Source organism: Vibrio sp. SCSIO 43137, assembly GCF_028201475.1.
Lineage (GTDB): Bacteria > Pseudomonadota > Gammaproteobacteria > Enterobacterales > Vibrionaceae > Vibrio.
Window position 1 is genome coordinate 844,624 of record NZ_CP116384.1, and the last position, 16,155, is coordinate 860,778.

A 16,155-nucleotide genomic window follows, 5' to 3' on the forward strand; every position below is an offset into this window, starting at 1 on the left:
GATATCCATGACATAACTTTGTCATAAGCTATTGATAAGTTAGGTTTATATATTTTATCTTTTTATAGCGTCACTTAATATGGATTTTATTAAATCAACCAGATGGCTTTGGATTTTCACCCTGCTGATACTCAGCGGATGCTCATCTCCGGGCCCGATGCAGCAGCCTTATGGTCCTCTTTATACACCCGTTTTTGAACCTATTATTCTGGCGACAGTGGATGACGGTTCTGAAAAAATTCATTTTAAAGAGTGGACTACCATGTACCAAAACAACCGGCTACAGTTTTGGGGTGTATTCTTTATCACAGACCATGGCGCTTATATGGCAAGCTGGAACACCGCCAGCTATGAGTACAACCTAAGCTACAAACTGATGTTTAAAGATATTGATTCCATTTCGCGCGATACCGTTGAAAGGGATATGTGGCTCGATTCCAATCTTCTTGTCCTTACAGATATTGCCGGAAACTCCATCGGCTTTGCCCTAGACAGAAAAGCCGCCGCACGGGCAATTATTATGGATGGTATGATGAGCAAATAGAGCGCATTGCCGGATTTAACTTAGCACTATCAATAGAAAACGCCCTGACGGGTGTTTTTTTGTATGTAAGCCATTGAGTTAACTTCTCTTCAACTAAGACAAAAATATCTAAATTCAATATTTAATTCATTAAAAGCACTTTAAGTTTTTTCAGCCACCGTTTCATGCGCTGCTATTCAAATAATCTCATCTGACCAAGCAATAAAATAACTCCCGTCCTAAAGAAAAGAGATTAGAAAAAATGATTGTTACCAACATTTCAGATGAGACCATAACCGAAACTGCCCGAATGAACTGGTTAAATTACTGGAAGCACTTCGCCCAGCGCCAGTACTGTTATTGCTCTGAAGTGAACTGCACTGCCTACCATGATCACGGCGTGTTGGTTAAACAAAAAGGGCATAGCGAAGAGAAATTTTTTGTCGTTCCTTTGTGCAAAGAACATAGCTACGGATATCAACATCAGCTGGAAATTGATGAAAGTGTCGATGTTGTTTCCGCAGAACTGTGCTTGTAGGGAGTTTTATTTAGGAACAGAGCAATGAAGTTGTTTTCATTGCTCTTTTTTTCGCTTAATTAAACCACCAGTTGGGAAAAGCTCAGCACTTCAGAGCTGTTGCCTGCCCTGTTATCAACAAACTGTTGTCTTGCTGACTTCTGGGTTAAACAACCATTTTTAAAAGCCGTGATATGAACTTTATCACCACGCTGAACAAAGTTTTCCTCTCCCCAGCGTGAGTAATTTGGCGCGCCGGTATATAAGATAACCTCTTGCGGATAACCACTGGCCGCTAATGCCGGTAGAATCTCTTCATACATACCTTCCTCTTTCTGATAGTTTACCTGCTCAATCACCCATTCAATTAAATCGTTACAAAACACCTTGGTATCTGCGCAGGTAACAAGAGGTGTAGTACAGTAAAACTCTCCATTTCGCTCAATAAAGGAAATCAGACTCAAGTTATCGCCGTACTTATCAGCCGTGAACTGATCGATTTCCCACCATAGGGAATGGATGCCTTTGGATTTATCTCCCCACGCCTTTCTCCGGGAGATCTTGCTGGATCCTTCAAGGCTTCTGATCGTATAGTCATTTCCGATAGTCATATGTGTAGGCGTCAGGCTTACCAATTTGCCTTTGTAATATGCAGCATTAAAGCGAATAACAAACTCAGGCTCGATATCTACGTCTGTCCCTTCATCAGGATAGTTTGCCTCTGAACAGGCAGTTAACATCCCGGGCTTACCTTTATCTATAACAAATATGCCGTTGGGTAAACGGTGTTCTTCTACATTCTCTGCACCACTCAGGTGGCCAAAATAGTTTCCTATAATTCCGATACATATACTGTTTCGCATTCTTTACCTTATATAAAAACAGCCCCGCAATTGCGGGGAATTAAAATTAGTGATTTAAGGGAAGCAGGCATTAAGTTGAGCCAACAACCAGGTTGCAGCCAACAGATCTGCACTCCCTCCGGGACTGAGGTTTCGTTTTATCAACTCCGTGTCGAACTCAGAAACGACAAAATCAAAATCAAAGTCAGGCTTGTCAGCCTGAATAAACAACTTGTGCGCCTCACTTTGAACAAACTTTAACCCTGACATACCGCCTCTGTTTATCAGGTTAGTATCAAAGTTTTGCGCCATCAGCGAGAGTAAAGTTTTTGATAACGCCTGCTCTTCCGACCAGCCCCGCTTTATCGATGCCAAATAAACAGGAAGGCCATAATTAAATACAGTCGGATAACCCATGGCGGCTTCACCCCGGACACCAGTCAAACCATGTTGACGATATATTTTTTCACCGGCAGTGGTCTCTTTTCCTGACTGTGAAGCAAGATCTTTTTTGACGATTTCTGCACAGCACTCTTGGATCACTACCTTTATATCAAGAGCACTAAAACTGCCTTTGCGCCGGTATAACCAGCCTACTGCCCCACAAATCAACCCAAGGGTAAAGATCATTCCTTTATGGGTATTTACCTTATCCGTTGCGTTAAACATAGCAACTTCGGCTTCAAGACCGACTTGTCTAAGGCAAGGCAGAAGATCAGACGCCTCAAGATGGCTGCTTTCTGCCCCGGCAGAAACAAACTTTTTCATATAGGGCCGTAATGCCTCTGAACTCAACACAAAGGTATCGATAGTCATATCGCGGTGAGCACCGGACGAAACACAGTCCACTAAACCGGCTTTCGGGGTCAGATGAGCTTCGAGCATCATGGCGTGATAAGCCAGATCTCCCGCGAGTTGCGCTATATTGAGTTCAGGTTTTCCGTCGGGGGATAGCTGATACAGACTGCTTTCATTCAGTAAGCAGCGAACGGACTGTCTCGCATTCATAAATCATCTCACTCATTCTCTCTTTCAGCTCTTTCAGACTATGGGTTCTGCTACGGCTGCATACCTTGGCATCACTATCGCAAATCAGGCATTTTCTACGGTCATAGCCAAGTTCTCCCCTTGATAGTATTTTTCCCTCTTTTGTAATAACGTCGATATCAAACAGGCGACCCAGAGGATGACTCTCTTCTACGGCTACCATTATCCGTTTCAACGCTTCGGCACTATCTACCTTTGCTGAAATCAACAGTTCATAGCCAGTGTCAGCACACACTTTTTCCATACTGGCTACTGATACCCCATGCTGACAACAGGCGTCTAATATCGCCTGATAACCTTGTTCAAACGCAATGGCCGAGACTTTATTCCTCTTAACGCTTCCTGCCATATTCACGGTAAAGCTGATAAGTGGCAGTGCATTGGTCTCAAGCCAAACTTTTTGGCGTGCCGCTCTTCGCTCACGACACGCCAATACCTGCTCGAGCGTGATTTCAGGTCCGCAGTGCAACGTCTACTCCCTGATTTGTCTGATAACGTCAATTACAGAGCCGTCGCGATAGCGTACAAAGCCGACTACCCTGTCCGTATACTCTATGGCTTTAGGTTTACCCGTTAACAACTCGGCCCGCTGCTGCAACTCCCTGATATCAAACAGCTCAATCCCTTCGTCTTCGAGGCGATGTTTGATCGCTTCACGAGCCGGATTTACCGCAACACCGTGGTCTGTCACTAACACATCTATCTCGGTTCCGGGGGTCACTACATTCAACACTAAATTAACTACCGTCGGAATGCGTCCACGCACCAGAGGGGCAACAACAATAACGAGATTGGCTGAAGCGGCTGTGTCACTATGCCCGCCAGATGCTCCCCGTATGACACCATCGGAACCGGTGATGACGTTCACATTGAAATCAGTATCAATTTCAAGTGCACTTAACACCACCACATCCAGTCGTTCTACCGTGGCACCAACAGAAGAAGGATTGGCATACTCATTAGCAGAAATCTCAATGTGCCCGGGATTGCGGGACAACGAGTCGGCTGCGTCTGAATCAAATGACTGCACATCGAGCAAAGTCTTAATCAGGCCTTTTTCATGCATGGCAACCATGGTCGACGTAATGCCGCCTAAACCGAAACTGGCTGTCACGTTTTGTTTAACCATTTTGTCTTCCAAAAAACGGGTAACCGCCAAAGACGCGCCTCCAGATCCTGTCTGCAATGAAAAACCGTCAAAGAAGTAACCAGACTTCTCGATAACCTCTGCCGCTTTACGTGCAATCAGTAGTTCGCGTGGGTTTTTGGTCATCCGGGTTGCGTCACCGCCAATTTTGGAAGGATCGCCCACCTCATCTACCTGTACAATGGCATCGACCTGATCCTGAGAAATCGATGCCGGCGCGTTAGGGTAAGGCACTAGCTCTTCTGTCAGTACCACAACTTTGTCCGCATACTGTGCATCTATCTTTGCATAACCAAGTGATCCACAACGGGAGCGCCCTTTAGTCGCATTGGCATTACCGAACTCGTCACAACTGGACACGCCGATAAAGGCAACATCAATATTAAGCTCTCCTGTCATCACCAGATGTACCCGGCCACCGTGAGAGTGTATCTGAACCGGTTGTTCCATCAGCCCACGTGATATCTCATCAGCCAGCTCTCCTCGAATACCTGAGGTATAAATCTGACTCACCACACCATTTTGTATATGTTGAACCAAAGGTGAATGGATAATAGACAGTGAGCTGGAGGCCAGAATCAGGTTTTTGAAGCCCATTTCCGCAATAATATCCATCACCATATTGATGATCTTATCTCCGCCACGGAAAGAGTGATGGAAGGATATTGTCATACCGTCTTTAAGGCCGGCCGCGACAATTGCATCTCTCAGGGATTGATAAACTTTATGGTTTAAACGCTGCTCTTTATCATATATCCGTTGCGTAATTTCATGTGCGCCAACAAATGGCCGCATGTTTTTATGGCTGTCTGCAGGGATCTCTATTTCCCGTTTAAGTGCGTTTTTTATACTTGTCATTGTCTTGCCCTACTCTTTGATACCTGATTCAGCACGTTGAAGTGTCCAGCGAGCCCTTTCGATTATCGGGCTATCTACCATTTTTCCGTTAAGTGATGCGACCCCCGAGCCTTGAGCCTCAGCCTCTTCGGCTACTTCAATAACAGCCAACGCGTGATCCACTTCTGCCTGAGAAGGGGCAAAAACATTGTGTAGCATTTCAATCTGGCGGGGATTTATAAGGGATTTACCGTCAAAACCCAGAGATTTGATATGTTCAGCTTCGTTAAGGAAACCCTGCTCATTATTTGCATCCGAGTAAACCGTATCAAAGGCCATAATGCCTGCGGCGCGGGCAGCCTGAAGAATGGAACATCTGGCAAATAACAGCTCTGTTCCCTCGGGGGTGCGCTGAGTTCTTAAGTCTCTGACATAGTCTTCCGCACCAAGAGCAATACCGATAAGCCGCGGTGACGCTTTGGCAATTTCTACCGCATTATTGATACCCATTGCAGACTCGATAGCAGCCAGCATACGGGTACTGCCCGCCTCACGACCGAATTCCTCTTCAGCTTCAGAGATAAGGTTATCCATATCGATAACATCCTGAACCGTATCTGTTTTTGCCAGACGAACAGCATTTACGCCTGCTTTTACCACAGCCTTAACATCGTCATGACCAAACTTGGTATCCAGCCCGTTCACACGAACAATGGTTTCTATGTTCTGATACATAGGATGTTGCAACGTGTTATACACCAGCATTCGTGCGGTATCTTTTTCACGAATGGATACGGAATCTTCCAGATCAAACATAATGGCATCTGGCGTATAGATAAATGTGTTGCTTAGCATGGCCGCGTTAGAGCCCGGTACAAACAACATACTTCTACGTAATTTTGTCATTTAATGTTTCTCCAGGGCATCTGTTCGGTGTTAGCGGCTCTCATTACCGCTGCCTGTAAACGGGCTCTGATTACGCAGTCCAGTGCGCCTTTGTCATCTATGGTGACGCATGCAGACTGAACACCCATTTCAGACAGTGTCTCTTCGACTACTTTAGTGATCTGCTCACTAAACTGTTTTTCTACTGAACTTGTTATGTCGATCTCCAGTGAGTCACCTTCAGAAGGCCAGACCTCGACTAAAAGGTCACTGGACTCCAGCGTTCCGGCATATGATCGCTGAGTGATTATCATGTTGTTTCCTCGTGAATCTCGTATTGAGTATGCTTTGAAATCTGATTCGAGGCGGATAGGCAAGAAGATTACCAATTCGTCTGTTTTTCCGGAGCCTTTGTCACTCCGGGCACTCTCTATTCTCCTCAATAGCTAAAGGCGGTTAGCGATGGCAATCAAGTTTCCGCTCAAGCTAAAAAACATTAATAGATTTAATGAATTTAATAGGCTTCAGCTGACTTTCGCCATATTCTTGCGCACGAGGATTTACTAAGAAATAAAGCGCCTTTACAGACGCTTTTGGGACAAGAGAGTTTTGAGCAAATTGGGTATTTAACAGGGTTAGCTCGGTTTGACATAGACACGTTCAGGCCGGCCGACCCTGCCGTGTTCATTTTCAGCGTCAAGAAAGCCACTTGATGCGCAGTACTCCAGATAACGACGGGCGGTCGTTTTACTGATCCCGACCTGTTCACCTAAACTCTCAGCGGTAAACTTAATACCGACGTTGTTAATAAACACATCTTTAATCTTATCTAGTGTCAGTTCGCCGATCCCTTTCGGCAGGGCATTTGAGGATTTATCCCGCACCTGAATGTTAAACAGGTCATCCACATGTCTTTGGCTAATATTGTCATAAGCGTTCAGGGCGCTGTAATACTTCAGATAGCGATTAAGGGTATCTTTTAAACGATCATAAGCGATGGGTTTTAAGATATAGTCGAAACAGCCACAGTGCATAGCCTCTTTTACCGTATCCATCTCACTGGCGGCAGTAACCAAAATAACATCCGGCTTCTTTTTATTTTTTTCGGCGACGATCTCGCGTAACAGATCCACCCCTAACCCGTCCGGCAGATAGTTGTCCAGAATCACCAACTGAGGCTTGTGAACCTTTATCATGGTTCTTGCCATGTTAAGGTCGGAGGCGATTCCTACCGGGTTAAAACGGAACATCTGCCTTAGAAACTGTGCATGCAGCTCAGCGATACCCATTTCATCTTCTACAATTACAACGTCTATCAATTCCATCATCTGTTACCGTTTTTGGGAATAAAAATCGAAAATATAGTTCCTTTTGGTTCAGCGCTATCAACCAAAATCGTACCTCCGGCATTGGTGACATACCGGTTGATGAGGTAAAGACCTATTCCATGGCCTTCATTATCTGCCTTACTCGTGACACCGCGCGTATATATTGAATCAGCAATTTGTGGATCGATACCTGTTCCGTTATCACTCACCTCAATAACGAGCTCCTTTCCGGCGTCAGTCAGCAGCAAAGTTATCACTTTATTGCTTTGCGGATTTTTCAGCGTCGCCTCAAAAGCGTTATCCAGCAAATTACCAATCACCGCTGAGAGTTCATTCGCGTCAATATTGTCCGTCAGTTCCGACAACTGACACGTAGGGTCAAACTGCAGATCCAGTCCAAGCTCTTTACTACGGGTATGTTTTCCCAGCAATAAACCAGCAATTTGATTGTTATTAATATTTTTACTTATAAAGTCGATAATTTTTTGCTTTCTGTTATTTTCACGATTAATTAATAATAGAGCAGAATCACAATCGCCTATTTCAATAAGCCCGGATATCATAGATAGCTTATTTGCATGTTCGTGACGTAATACTCTTAAATTATCGGTATACTGCTTTATCTGAGTCAGCTCTGCTGTCAGCGAGTTAATATCATCCTTACGTCTGAAACTTACCACCCAGCCTATTAAATGTTCTTCTTCAATCATGGCAACACGGTTTGCAATAAAGGTCTTGCCGTTGAATGAGACAATTTCATCCTTTATATTTTTGTTATAAGGCTTCTGGAAGAAAAAGTTAGTCTGAGACAGGTATTCCAGTACGCTACGGTTCTTCAGCTCATGAGCCTGTTTTTTCGTTCCTAGCATGGCAAGAGCAGTGTTATTAATCGCCAGAATTTTACCCTGCCTGTCTATTGCAATCACACCTTCGTAAACGGATTTTAAAATAGACTTTTGCAGATAAAGTGCCAGCGCTATCTGAAATGGCTCCATGCCGTTCATTTTTCGTTTTATATGGCTGGAAAAGAACCATGCGCCAATAATCGTCAGGATAAAGACAATAATAACGTCATAAGCAAATGGCTTGGCATAAAACAGAAACCATTGATCAAATCTGTTGAACAAGTAGCCGACTGATACCACACCTATTATAGTGCCATCAGAATCAACAATAGGCGTCTTTCCTCTTACACCATACCCTAAGCTTCCCTCCCGCAGAGAGACGTATGACTCTCCTCTCTCAAGGGCTCCCGCATTGTCTCCCCCCTGCATAGGGAAACCAACTTTCTCTTTTACCGGGTGAGCTAAGCGAATACCCTCTGTATCACCCACAACAATAAAACTTGCATCTGATAACTTGGTAAGACGATCGATCAGTTTTTCAACACCGGGAACATTTCTGGTTCTGACTTGCTTGATCAAAGCTGGATCACTGGCAATTTCTTTAGCCTGAATCAGCGCGCGGGTACCTACCTGATGCTCAATAGTATCCAGAAGAGCCGAGTGAAAGTTAGCACTCATAAAACCAAGCTGAAGTACCAACAAAGCAAAAATAAGCAGGAACACCTGCTTTCTGAACGAAAAACCAGATTTGACTTTGTCCATCAGCTGATGTGAAAACTCATTCATAATATAATTCCGGCTTACTCTACTTTATTAAGTATACTATAGCGACCGGAAGGGATTATAATTTATATCTATAGATAAATTCATAAACAAGGGTAAACAATGTGACACTGATTTTAAAAACTGCCATGATACATATTTAAAATAAAAAGCTCACTATAAATTAAATCTTATTCCAAATAACAACATTCAATTTTAAACAACGTTTATGACGTATATGGTTTTAATGAATTTAATTATTTAACCACACTGTAACTACGGAATTTAAGAAATATAAATCCATAATTGTCATTTAAATTTATTTAGGAATAAAGATAGAGAATACTGTGCCTCTGGGAAGAACATTGTCAACCATAATGACACCGCCACTGTTGGTTACAAACCGGTTGATAAGATACAATCCGACCCCCTTGCCTGTTTCTCCTTCGGCATGACTACTACCTTTATTAAAAATCGTTGTGGCCAGTTCTGGGTCAATACCACAGCCATTATCTTTAACTTCAATCACCAGTTCCTGATCGTGATCATTAATCAGCAATGATATTATTTTGCTGCTTTTCGGGTTTTTCAGTGTAGCTTCAAATGCGTTATCCAATAGATTACCAATGATTGCTGAAAGTTCATTAACATCCAGTGCCTGATTAAGCTCACCTAACTGACACTGGGGCGAAAACTCAAGGGTCAATCCCAATACACGGGCACGAGACGCTTTGCCAATCAAAATACCGGCAACCTGCTTGCATTTAATATGCTCAGTAACAAAGTTTATGGTCTCTTGTTTGCGATGTTTTTCATCATAAATATGCGATAGAGCAGACTGACTGTCACCCATTTCCAGTAAGCCTGAAATGGTTGAAAACTTATTCTCATACTCATCACGAATCGCCCGAAGGTTGTCGGTATAGAGTTTTATCTGGGTAAGTTCATTGCTTAACAGGCTTATTTCGTCTTTACGGCGGAAGCTGATCACCCAACCGGAAAGAACCTCTTTGTCATATATTGCAACGCGATTGGCTACAAAGGTGTCGCCCTTAATGCTGATTAGCTCGTCTTTCAGGTTCTCTTCATAAGGCGTATGGAAAAGAAACTGACTCTGGTTTATATAATCAGTAATTCCCTGACCATTTAACTGTTTAGGGGATTTATCTGACTGCATCATTTCTAAAGCGGTAAAGTTTACGGTAAGAATCCGTCCCTTTTTATCGATAGCGATAATACCTTCGTAAACCGAGCGCAATATGGATTTACGCATATTGTAGGCGAACGCTATTTCAGCCGGCTCTTTTCCATTCATATTGCGTTTAATGTGGCTGGCAAACAGCCAGGCACCCACCAGCGTAATAACCAATATAATCAAGAAGTCCCACAGCAAAGGCTGGGCATACAGTAAAATCCACTCATCAAACCGCGTGAGCAAATAGCCGACAGATACAACGCCAATAATATTTCCGCCAGAGTCTATTACCGCCGATTTCCCCCGGATAGAGGTACCAAGGCTGCCTTCACTGACAGAGATATATGATTCGCCCCTGACCAGCGCCCCTTCATTGTCTGCGCCTTGCATCGGTAGCCCCACTCTTTCTTTCACCGGATGAGAAAGACGAATACCTCTCTTATCGCCAATCACAATAAAACTGGAATCCGAGCTCTGTCTGCGTCGCTGCGCTGTCTGTTCAATTAAAGCCATATCGTTTAAATTTAAGCTCTCAATAAGCAGCGGATCACTGGCAATCTCTTTCGCCTGAATCAGGGCACGGGTGCCAACCTGATGTTCAAGTGACTCCATCGCAACATTGCGCAGATTGACCGCAATAAAAATCAGTTGAAGCCCCATTGAAAACAAAATAAAGATAAAAATCTTATTTCTGAAGGAGACTTCATTTTGGATTTTTGACAATAACTTCATCAGGTTTTCCCGCATGGAACACTTCCTTATTTAACTGCTTTAACTTCTATTTATTATTTTTACTAAAAAAGGGAGAAACAGCTTCTCCCTCCTTTTTATTTGCAGCGATTAACTGCCCAGCACATACTTAATCATCACACCCGCAGCGACTGCCGAGCCTATAACACCAGCGACATTTGGCCCCATGGCATGCATCAACAGGAAGTTCTGTGGATTGGCTTCAAGTCCGATTTTATTCGATACCCTTGCCGCCATAGGTACTGCCGATACACCAGCGGATCCCAACAGAGGGTTTACTTTTTCCTTGAACACTTTGTTCATCAGCTTGGCCATTAGCAAACCAGCAGCAGTGCCCACACAGAACGCAGCAATACCCAGAGCCAGAATGCCAAGAGTCTGCGGTTGCAGGAACTTGTCCGCCATCAGCTTAGAACCTACCGACAGACCAAGGAAAATGGTTACGATATTGATCAGCGCATTTTGAGCTGTGTCAGAAAGACGTTCTACAACACCGCACTCACGCATCAGGTTACCGAAGCAGAACATACCTAACAGCGGTGTCGCTGAAGGCAATAGCATGGCAATAAGGATAAGCAGCATCAGAGGGAAGCAAACTTTCTCGATCTTGCTTACCTGACGGAGCTGTTTCATCTCTATCTTACGTTCAGCTTCTGTTGTCAGCGCTTTCATGATTGGCGGTTGGATCATAGGCACCAATGCCATATATGAGTATGCCGCTACCGCGATAGCGCCCAGTAGTTCAGGGGCCAGCATGCTCGACACATAGATGGCTGTCGGACCATCCGCGCCACCAATTATGCCGATAGCCGCAGCCTGAGCCACACTAAAATCCATAATGCCAAGCTGACTCAGTGCCAACGCACCTAACACGGTGGCAAAAATACCGAACTGAGCCGCTGCTCCCAGCAATAAGGTTTTGGGGTTTGCCAGTAACGGACCAAAGTCAGTCATGGCACCAACCCCCATAAATATCACCAGCGGCCCTACACCGGAAGCAATAGCTACGCTGTAGAAGGTATACAACATACCGTCGCCATACTTGTACTGTTCAGCCAGAAGGTGAAGATTCATCTTTTGCTCAGGCGTTGCCATTTCAACGGCATGCTTTATTGCTTCAGGCGCGCTATCAGCCAAATTGAGAACAGAAGCAAACGCCTGCATAACATCGGCTTTACCCGCTAATATGGCCGCTTCCACCGCATTCACGGCAAGGTTAGCATCGGGAAGATTAGACAAAATCCCGCCCAAACCAATAGGTACAAGCAAAAGAGGTTCAAACTGCTTCACTATCGCCAGATAGAGAAGCACCATTCCCACCAGTATCATTATGGCCTGCCCCCACTGCAGATGCAGGAAGCCAAAATCGTTTATAAGAGCTAATGCACTTTCCATGATCTACCCTTATGCCAACGCCAACAGTGCATCACCGACCTGAACGGCGTGACCTTCTGATACGGCTAAATGGTCAACACGACCATCTCTGGCGGCCTTAATCTCTGTCTCCATCTTCATCGCTTCGAGAATCAGCAGGGTATCACCCTCTTTTACTTCCTGACCCGCTTTTGCATGGATCTTCCAGATATTACCCGCCAGCGGAGCCGATACGGTTTCTGCATCGGCAGAACTTGCAGCCGGAGTTGGAACCGGAGCTGTTGCTTGAGAATCGGCTACAGCAAGAAGTTCAGGGTCAGCACCTTCATTAATCTGAACAACATAAGCTTTATTGTTTACATTTACCGTATACACAGCGTTATCTGAAACTGCTTTTGCCGCTTCTGGTTGTGCGCCCTCTTCTTTAGCGACAGGAACCGGTTCAAATGCATCCGGATTATTACGGTTTTCAAGAAACTTCCACGCCACCTGATCAAACAGTGCAACATTCAGTACATCATCAATGCTGTTTTCAGATAACTTTATGCCCTTCTCTTTCGCTGTCGCTTCAACGGATTCAGTCAGTGATGCGACTTCCGGCTCAATCAAATCTGCCGGACGACAGGTTATCGGCTCGTTGCCATCCAGAACTTTAGCTTGCAGATCTTTATTTACCTCAGCCGGAGTCTGGCCATATTCGCCGCGCAGTACACCGGCAGTCTCTTTAGTGATGGTCTTGTAGCGTTCTCCCATCATGACATTAATAACCGCCTGCGTACCTACTATCTGAGAGGTTGGCGTAACCAGAGGGATAAATCCGAGATCTTCACGCACCCGTGGGATCTCCTCTAATACTTCATCAATCCGGTCGATGGCGTTCTGTTGCTTAAGTTGACTCTCCATATTGGTCAGCATTCCGCCCGGAACCTGAGCAACTAAAATACGAGAGTCTGAGCCTCTCTGCTGACCCTCAAAGGCGTGATACTTTTTACGGACTTCACGGAAGTAAGCCGCGATGTTCTCAATCTTTTCAATGTCGAGACCAGTGTCCCGCTCCGTTCCTTTCAGTGCCGCAACAATAGACTCTGTTGCAGGATGACCATAGGTACCACTCATTGAAGAAACCGCTGTATCAACGCGATCGACACCAGCTTCTATCGCCTTCAGTAACGTCATATCAGCAATACCTGCCGTGGAGTGACAGTGCAGATGAAGCTCAACATCCAGCTGTTTTTTAAGGGTAGAAACCAGTTCATACGCTTCATAAGGAGACATCACACCTGACATATCTTTCAGGGCAATTGAGTTAACACCACACTCCATCAGTTGCTCAGCCACATCAACCCATGACTGCATTGTGTGTACAGGGCTGGTTGTATAACAGATGGTACCCTGTGCGTGAGCGCCCTGACGGTTAACGGCCTGGATTGCCTGCTTCATGTTTCGCACATCATTGAGTGCATCGAACACACGAAATACGTCCATACCATTGACAACAGCACGCTCTACAAACTTATCAACCACATCGTCAGCATAATGGCGGTAACCGAGAATATTCTGCCCGCGGAATAGCATCTGTTGCTTGGTATTGGGCATGACTTTTTTAAGTTCCCGCAGGCGCTCCCAAGGATCTTCTCCCAGAAAACGAATACATGAATCAAACGTTGCACCGCCCCAGGACTCAAGAGACCAGTAGCCAATTTCATCGAGTTTGGAAGCAATAGGAAGCATGTCATCTAAACGCATACGCGTTGCAAATAGTGACTGATGTGCGTCCCGGAGCACCACATCTGTGATACCTAAAGGTTTTACTGTTTTGGACATTACAAATCCCCTGTAATTTTATGCCTGTTGACTTAGTTTTTGTTTATGGTGATGAAGCGCGGCAGAAAGCGCGGCGACTACGCTGTCGTCTGAACTGCTGTCTGTACGGGATGGCACGGCTTTCAGCGTTTCAGTTGGCTGAAATTTAACTGCGACAGTTGAAAGCAGACGTGTCGCCCCGACGAGTAAGACAAGAAAGAAGAAAACAAACCCCATGCCTAGCAACATAAGGGTTACACCTTCCAGAATAATTGGAGTTTCACTCATTGTTTTTAACTCACTAATGATTAGAGTCCGGTGAGTTTAAAGACTGGAGCCGATTTACATCGTGAAGTTCATCATTCAATGCGTCCGGCAAAACAACTTAAATGGTGTTTATGGAGTTAATCTTGCCGCGCGGATATTTAAATGCATTAACGCCATTTAATACTCTGGAGTCATGGTGAAGTGTTTGCTGTTCCTCAGCTCAAGGGGGTTGCGATTAATACACTGTCTCTCCCCCGTTTTAAGGAGACAAATATGTCTGATTTAATCACCATCTTCCAAAAGCACCAGATCCTTCAGCAAAGAGCCAGACGACAACAGCTCTGGCTGACAGAACATAAATTACCCTTAGTCACCATTACTACTCATCTGCCTGACAGCATGATTCACAGTACTGCGGCGAAATCTATATTTGCCATTGGCCTTGAGTGTGCAAGAGAGGTCGTTCGCAACTCCGGTGGAACCATAATTAAACAAGAAGTGTTTAGCCTGAACTCCGACGATGAGGGGTTATTTGCTGTGGCCGGCCTGTCTGCATCCGAGCTTAAAAAAGTAATGATCAAACTTGAGAAAAGCCATCCTCTCGGTTCAACCTTTAACTTTGACGTAATGGACCGGGACGGCATAACCATTTCAAGAAAAGCCGGAGAGTTACAACCCAGAAAATGCCTGTTATGCGACTCTGCTGCTTCATACTGCTACAACTTTTCTAAACACTCAGCTAGCGAACTAGAAGAAGTCATTATGACCCTGCTTCGCTCTTATTGTGATGAACAAAAAGAAGCCGTCGCTTAAATGCGGAATGACAAGGGTATAGCAGCCCTTGTCTGAACAGCAGCTTGCTATCAGTCTGGTTATACCACCAGCTGTGGCAGCGCTTTGATTACTGCCGATTTGCGCTTGTTCTGATAAAGGGAATCTTCTTCACTAAATAACTTCTGCAAATACTCATAGGTAGTTAGCGGCACTATCTTTTTTATCTCCTCCCAGCGGTTCTGGAACAACAGGTTTCGCACTAACGAAGCAGACACCGGCAGTTCACCCTGTTCACAGCGCGGTATTTCAATTAGTGAAATTGCCGGAGAGTCGAGTACTTGTGTTGAGAGCCACTGGTGCATCTGCTGATTGTAGAAACGAGTAACTTTACAGATAGGTTCAGTCCCTACATAACGATGGGTAATAGCAAGTGCCGGCGCAATATGCTGACGGAATAGTTGTAGATCTATCGCGGTATGAGCAAAGTTAATCACGCCTTCATCTTTAAGGAAGTAACTGGGAAAGGTTGCCCTGGAAATCATATATTCTGAGCCGGGGTGAACAATTACATTTTCAAACGATTTAACCCCTGCCTGAATCATATTCATTCTGTCGTGATAATTGAAAAATGAGCTGTCTTCCTTCACCACGAACAAGTGTAGCCAATCACACTCCTGAGACGCTTTTTCGACAAGGTAGCGGTGACCAAGGGTGAAAGGGTTGGCGTTCATCACTATTGAGCCGATTTTTCCGCCACTGCGTCTGAGTTTAGCCAGACTGTTACAATAATTTTTAAGCCGGTTTTTACTGTTTTCCAGCAGAATCACCCGGCCTTTAACTGATGCAATCAAGTAAAATCCGGCAGCATGAAATACGTTAAAGTTTTCCGGCTTAGTATAGATAAACAGATGGTAGCGTCCCATATCATAGGCAAGCGTTACCAATTCAGTGATCAGTTTGCTGGATAAGCCATATCCCTGATGGGATTCATCAACAGCAATTGATTTCAGCGTGTTACCGGCCAGTCCTCCGCAGCCGACAATGTTAAAATTATCGTAAGCAACGATAAAAAACTCAACGTCCACATCAACGCCCAGTCCCTTATCCATCAGAAAATCCCTAACTTTCGCCATTCTACGGCTGCTACCGTTAACTGCTTTTTGAAAACTGTATCGATCAAACACTTGGGTATCTCATTATTAACTTACAGCCGAATTATTCAGAAAGTAACGTCAGAACACGTTTACTACTGCGCCAGT

16 protein-coding genes are annotated in these 16,155 nt (G+C 44.7%); 3 read left to right on the forward strand and 13 right to left on the reverse strand.

Features of this window, described 5'->3' with window-relative positions:
- The first annotated feature begins 79 nt into the window (after positions 1–79).
- Positions 80–544: a hypothetical protein gene (locus tag PK654_RS19720; RefSeq protein ID WP_271699018.1), complete on the forward strand. Its 465-nt coding sequence runs from the start codon at positions 80–82 to the stop codon at positions 542–544.
- 241 nt (positions 545–785) lie between these two features.
- On the forward strand, positions 786–1,061 hold the full coding sequence (locus tag PK654_RS19725) for a hypothetical protein (protein ID WP_271699019.1): 276 nt from the start codon (positions 786–788) through the stop codon (positions 1,059–1,061).
- A 59-nt stretch (positions 1,062–1,120) separates the two neighbouring features.
- On the opposite strand, the gene PK654_RS19730 is transcribed toward PK654_RS19725, so the two are convergent.
- The 12 genes from PK654_RS19730 to PK654_RS19785 form a co-directional block, all read right to left on the reverse strand.
- Positions 1,121–1,903 carry a DUF5718 family protein gene (locus tag PK654_RS19730; RefSeq protein WP_271699020.1) on the reverse strand — a complete coding sequence of 261 codons (783 nt, stop codon included), beginning with the start codon at positions 1,901–1,903 and terminating at the stop codon, positions 1,121–1,123.
- Between the two features lie 54 nt (positions 1,904–1,957).
- Complete coding sequence (gene citG, locus PK654_RS19735) at positions 1,958–2,890, reverse strand: triphosphoribosyl-dephospho-CoA synthase CitG (RefSeq protein ID WP_271699021.1); 933 nt, start codon at positions 2,888–2,890, stop codon at positions 1,958–1,960.
- Positions 2,853–3,398, reverse strand: coding sequence for a citrate lyase holo-[acyl-carrier protein] synthase (gene citX / locus PK654_RS19740; RefSeq protein ID WP_271699022.1), 546 nt, complete (start codon positions 3,396–3,398; stop codon positions 2,853–2,855). Before citX (PK654_RS19740) ends, citG begins: the two co-directional genes overlap by 38 nt.
- A gap of 3 nt (positions 3,399–3,401) precedes the next feature.
- Positions 3,402–4,871, reverse strand: coding sequence for a citrate lyase subunit alpha (gene citF / locus PK654_RS19745; RefSeq protein WP_271700729.1), 1,470 nt, complete (start codon positions 4,869–4,871; stop codon positions 3,402–3,404).
- A gap of 72 nt (positions 4,872–4,943) precedes the next feature.
- On the reverse strand, positions 4,944–5,819 hold the full coding sequence (gene citE, locus PK654_RS19750; protein ID WP_271699023.1) for a citrate (pro-3S)-lyase subunit beta: 876 nt from the start codon (positions 5,817–5,819) through the stop codon (positions 4,944–4,946).
- Entirely contained in the window at positions 5,816–6,112 is a 297-nt protein-coding gene (gene citD, locus PK654_RS19755) for a citrate lyase acyl carrier protein (RefSeq protein WP_271699024.1), read from the reverse strand. Before citD ends, citE begins: the two co-directional genes overlap by 4 nt.
- Before the next feature lie 321 nt (positions 6,113–6,433).
- Complete coding sequence (locus tag PK654_RS19760; RefSeq protein WP_271699025.1) at positions 6,434–7,126, reverse strand: response regulator; 693 nt, start codon at positions 7,124–7,126, stop codon at positions 6,434–6,436.
- Positions 7,123–8,757: an ATP-binding protein gene (locus PK654_RS19765; RefSeq protein ID WP_271699026.1), complete on the reverse strand. Its 1,635-nt coding sequence runs from the start codon at positions 8,755–8,757 to the stop codon at positions 7,123–7,125. The genes PK654_RS19760 and PK654_RS19765 overlap by 4 nt, the downstream gene beginning before the upstream one ends.
- A 295-nt stretch (positions 8,758–9,052) precedes the next feature.
- Positions 9,053–10,660, reverse strand: a complete 1,608-nt coding sequence (locus PK654_RS19770) for an ATP-binding protein (protein WP_271699028.1) — start codon at positions 10,658–10,660, stop codon at positions 9,053–9,055.
- A gap of 108 nt (positions 10,661–10,768) precedes the next feature.
- Positions 10,769–12,073 carry a sodium ion-translocating decarboxylase subunit beta gene (locus PK654_RS19775; protein WP_271699030.1) on the reverse strand — a complete coding sequence of 435 codons (1,305 nt, stop codon included), beginning with the start codon at positions 12,071–12,073 and terminating at the stop codon, positions 10,769–10,771.
- A gap of 9 nt (positions 12,074–12,082) precedes the next feature.
- Positions 12,083–13,876, reverse strand: coding sequence for a sodium-extruding oxaloacetate decarboxylase subunit alpha (gene oadA, locus PK654_RS19780; protein WP_271699032.1), 1,794 nt, complete (start codon positions 13,874–13,876; stop codon positions 12,083–12,085).
- Between the two features lie 18 nt (positions 13,877–13,894).
- Positions 13,895–14,143: an OadG family protein gene (locus PK654_RS19785; RefSeq protein WP_271699033.1), complete on the reverse strand. Its 249-nt coding sequence runs from the start codon at positions 14,141–14,143 to the stop codon at positions 13,895–13,897.
- Positions 14,144–14,395: 252 nt separating this feature from the next.
- Here PK654_RS19785 and citX (PK654_RS19790) point away from each other — a divergent pair, with 252 nt between their 5' ends.
- Positions 14,396–14,935, forward strand: a complete 540-nt coding sequence (gene citX, locus PK654_RS19790) for a citrate lyase holo-[acyl-carrier protein] synthase (RefSeq protein WP_271699035.1) — start codon at positions 14,396–14,398, stop codon at positions 14,933–14,935.
- Between the two features lie 59 nt (positions 14,936–14,994).
- Here the strand turns inward: citX (PK654_RS19790) and citC are convergent, their stop codons facing one another.
- Entirely contained in the window at positions 14,995–16,080 is a 1,086-nt protein-coding gene (gene citC / locus PK654_RS19795; protein ID WP_443088754.1) for a [citrate (pro-3S)-lyase] ligase, read from the reverse strand.
- Positions 16,081–16,155 lie beyond the last annotated feature (75 nt).

Coding starts and splice junctions, on each gene's coding strand:
- PK654_RS19720 (WP_271699018.1), top strand. CDS start 80: ATGGATTTTATTAAATCAACCAGATGGCTTTGGATTTTCACCCTGCTG.
- PK654_RS19725 (WP_271699019.1), top strand. CDS start 786: ATGATTGTTACCAACATTTCAGATGAGACCATAACCGAAACTGCCCGA.
- PK654_RS19730 (WP_271699020.1), bottom strand. CDS start 1,903: ATGCGAAACAGTATATGTATCGGAATTATAGGAAACTATTTTGGCCAC.
- citG (WP_271699021.1), bottom strand. CDS start 2,890: ATGAATGCGAGACAGTCCGTTCGCTGCTTACTGAATGAAAGCAGTCTG.
- citF (WP_271700729.1), bottom strand. CDS start 4,871: ATGCGGCCATTTGTTGGCGCACATGAAATTACGCAACGGATATATGAT.
- citE (WP_271699023.1), bottom strand. CDS start 5,819: ATGACAAAATTACGTAGAAGTATGTTGTTTGTACCGGGCTCTAACGCG.
- citD (WP_271699024.1), bottom strand. CDS start 6,112: ATGATAATCACTCAGCGATCATATGCCGGAACGCTGGAGTCCAGTGAC.
- PK654_RS19760 (WP_271699025.1), bottom strand. CDS start 7,126: ATGATGGAATTGATAGACGTTGTAATTGTAGAAGATGAAATGGGTATC.
- PK654_RS19765 (WP_271699026.1), bottom strand. CDS start 8,757: ATGAATGAGTTTTCACATCAGCTGATGGACAAAGTCAAATCTGGTTTT.
- PK654_RS19770 (WP_271699028.1), bottom strand. CDS start 10,660: ATGAAGTTATTGTCAAAAATCCAAAATGAAGTCTCCTTCAGAAATAAG.
- PK654_RS19775 (WP_271699030.1), bottom strand. CDS start 12,073: ATGGAAAGTGCATTAGCTCTTATAAACGATTTTGGCTTCCTGCATCTG.
- oadA (WP_271699032.1), bottom strand. CDS start 13,876: ATGTCCAAAACAGTAAAACCTTTAGGTATCACAGATGTGGTGCTCCGG.
- PK654_RS19785 (WP_271699033.1), bottom strand. CDS start 14,143: ATGAGTGAAACTCCAATTATTCTGGAAGGTGTAACCCTTATGTTGCTA.
- citX (WP_271699035.1), top strand. CDS start 14,396: ATGTCTGATTTAATCACCATCTTCCAAAAGCACCAGATCCTTCAGCAA.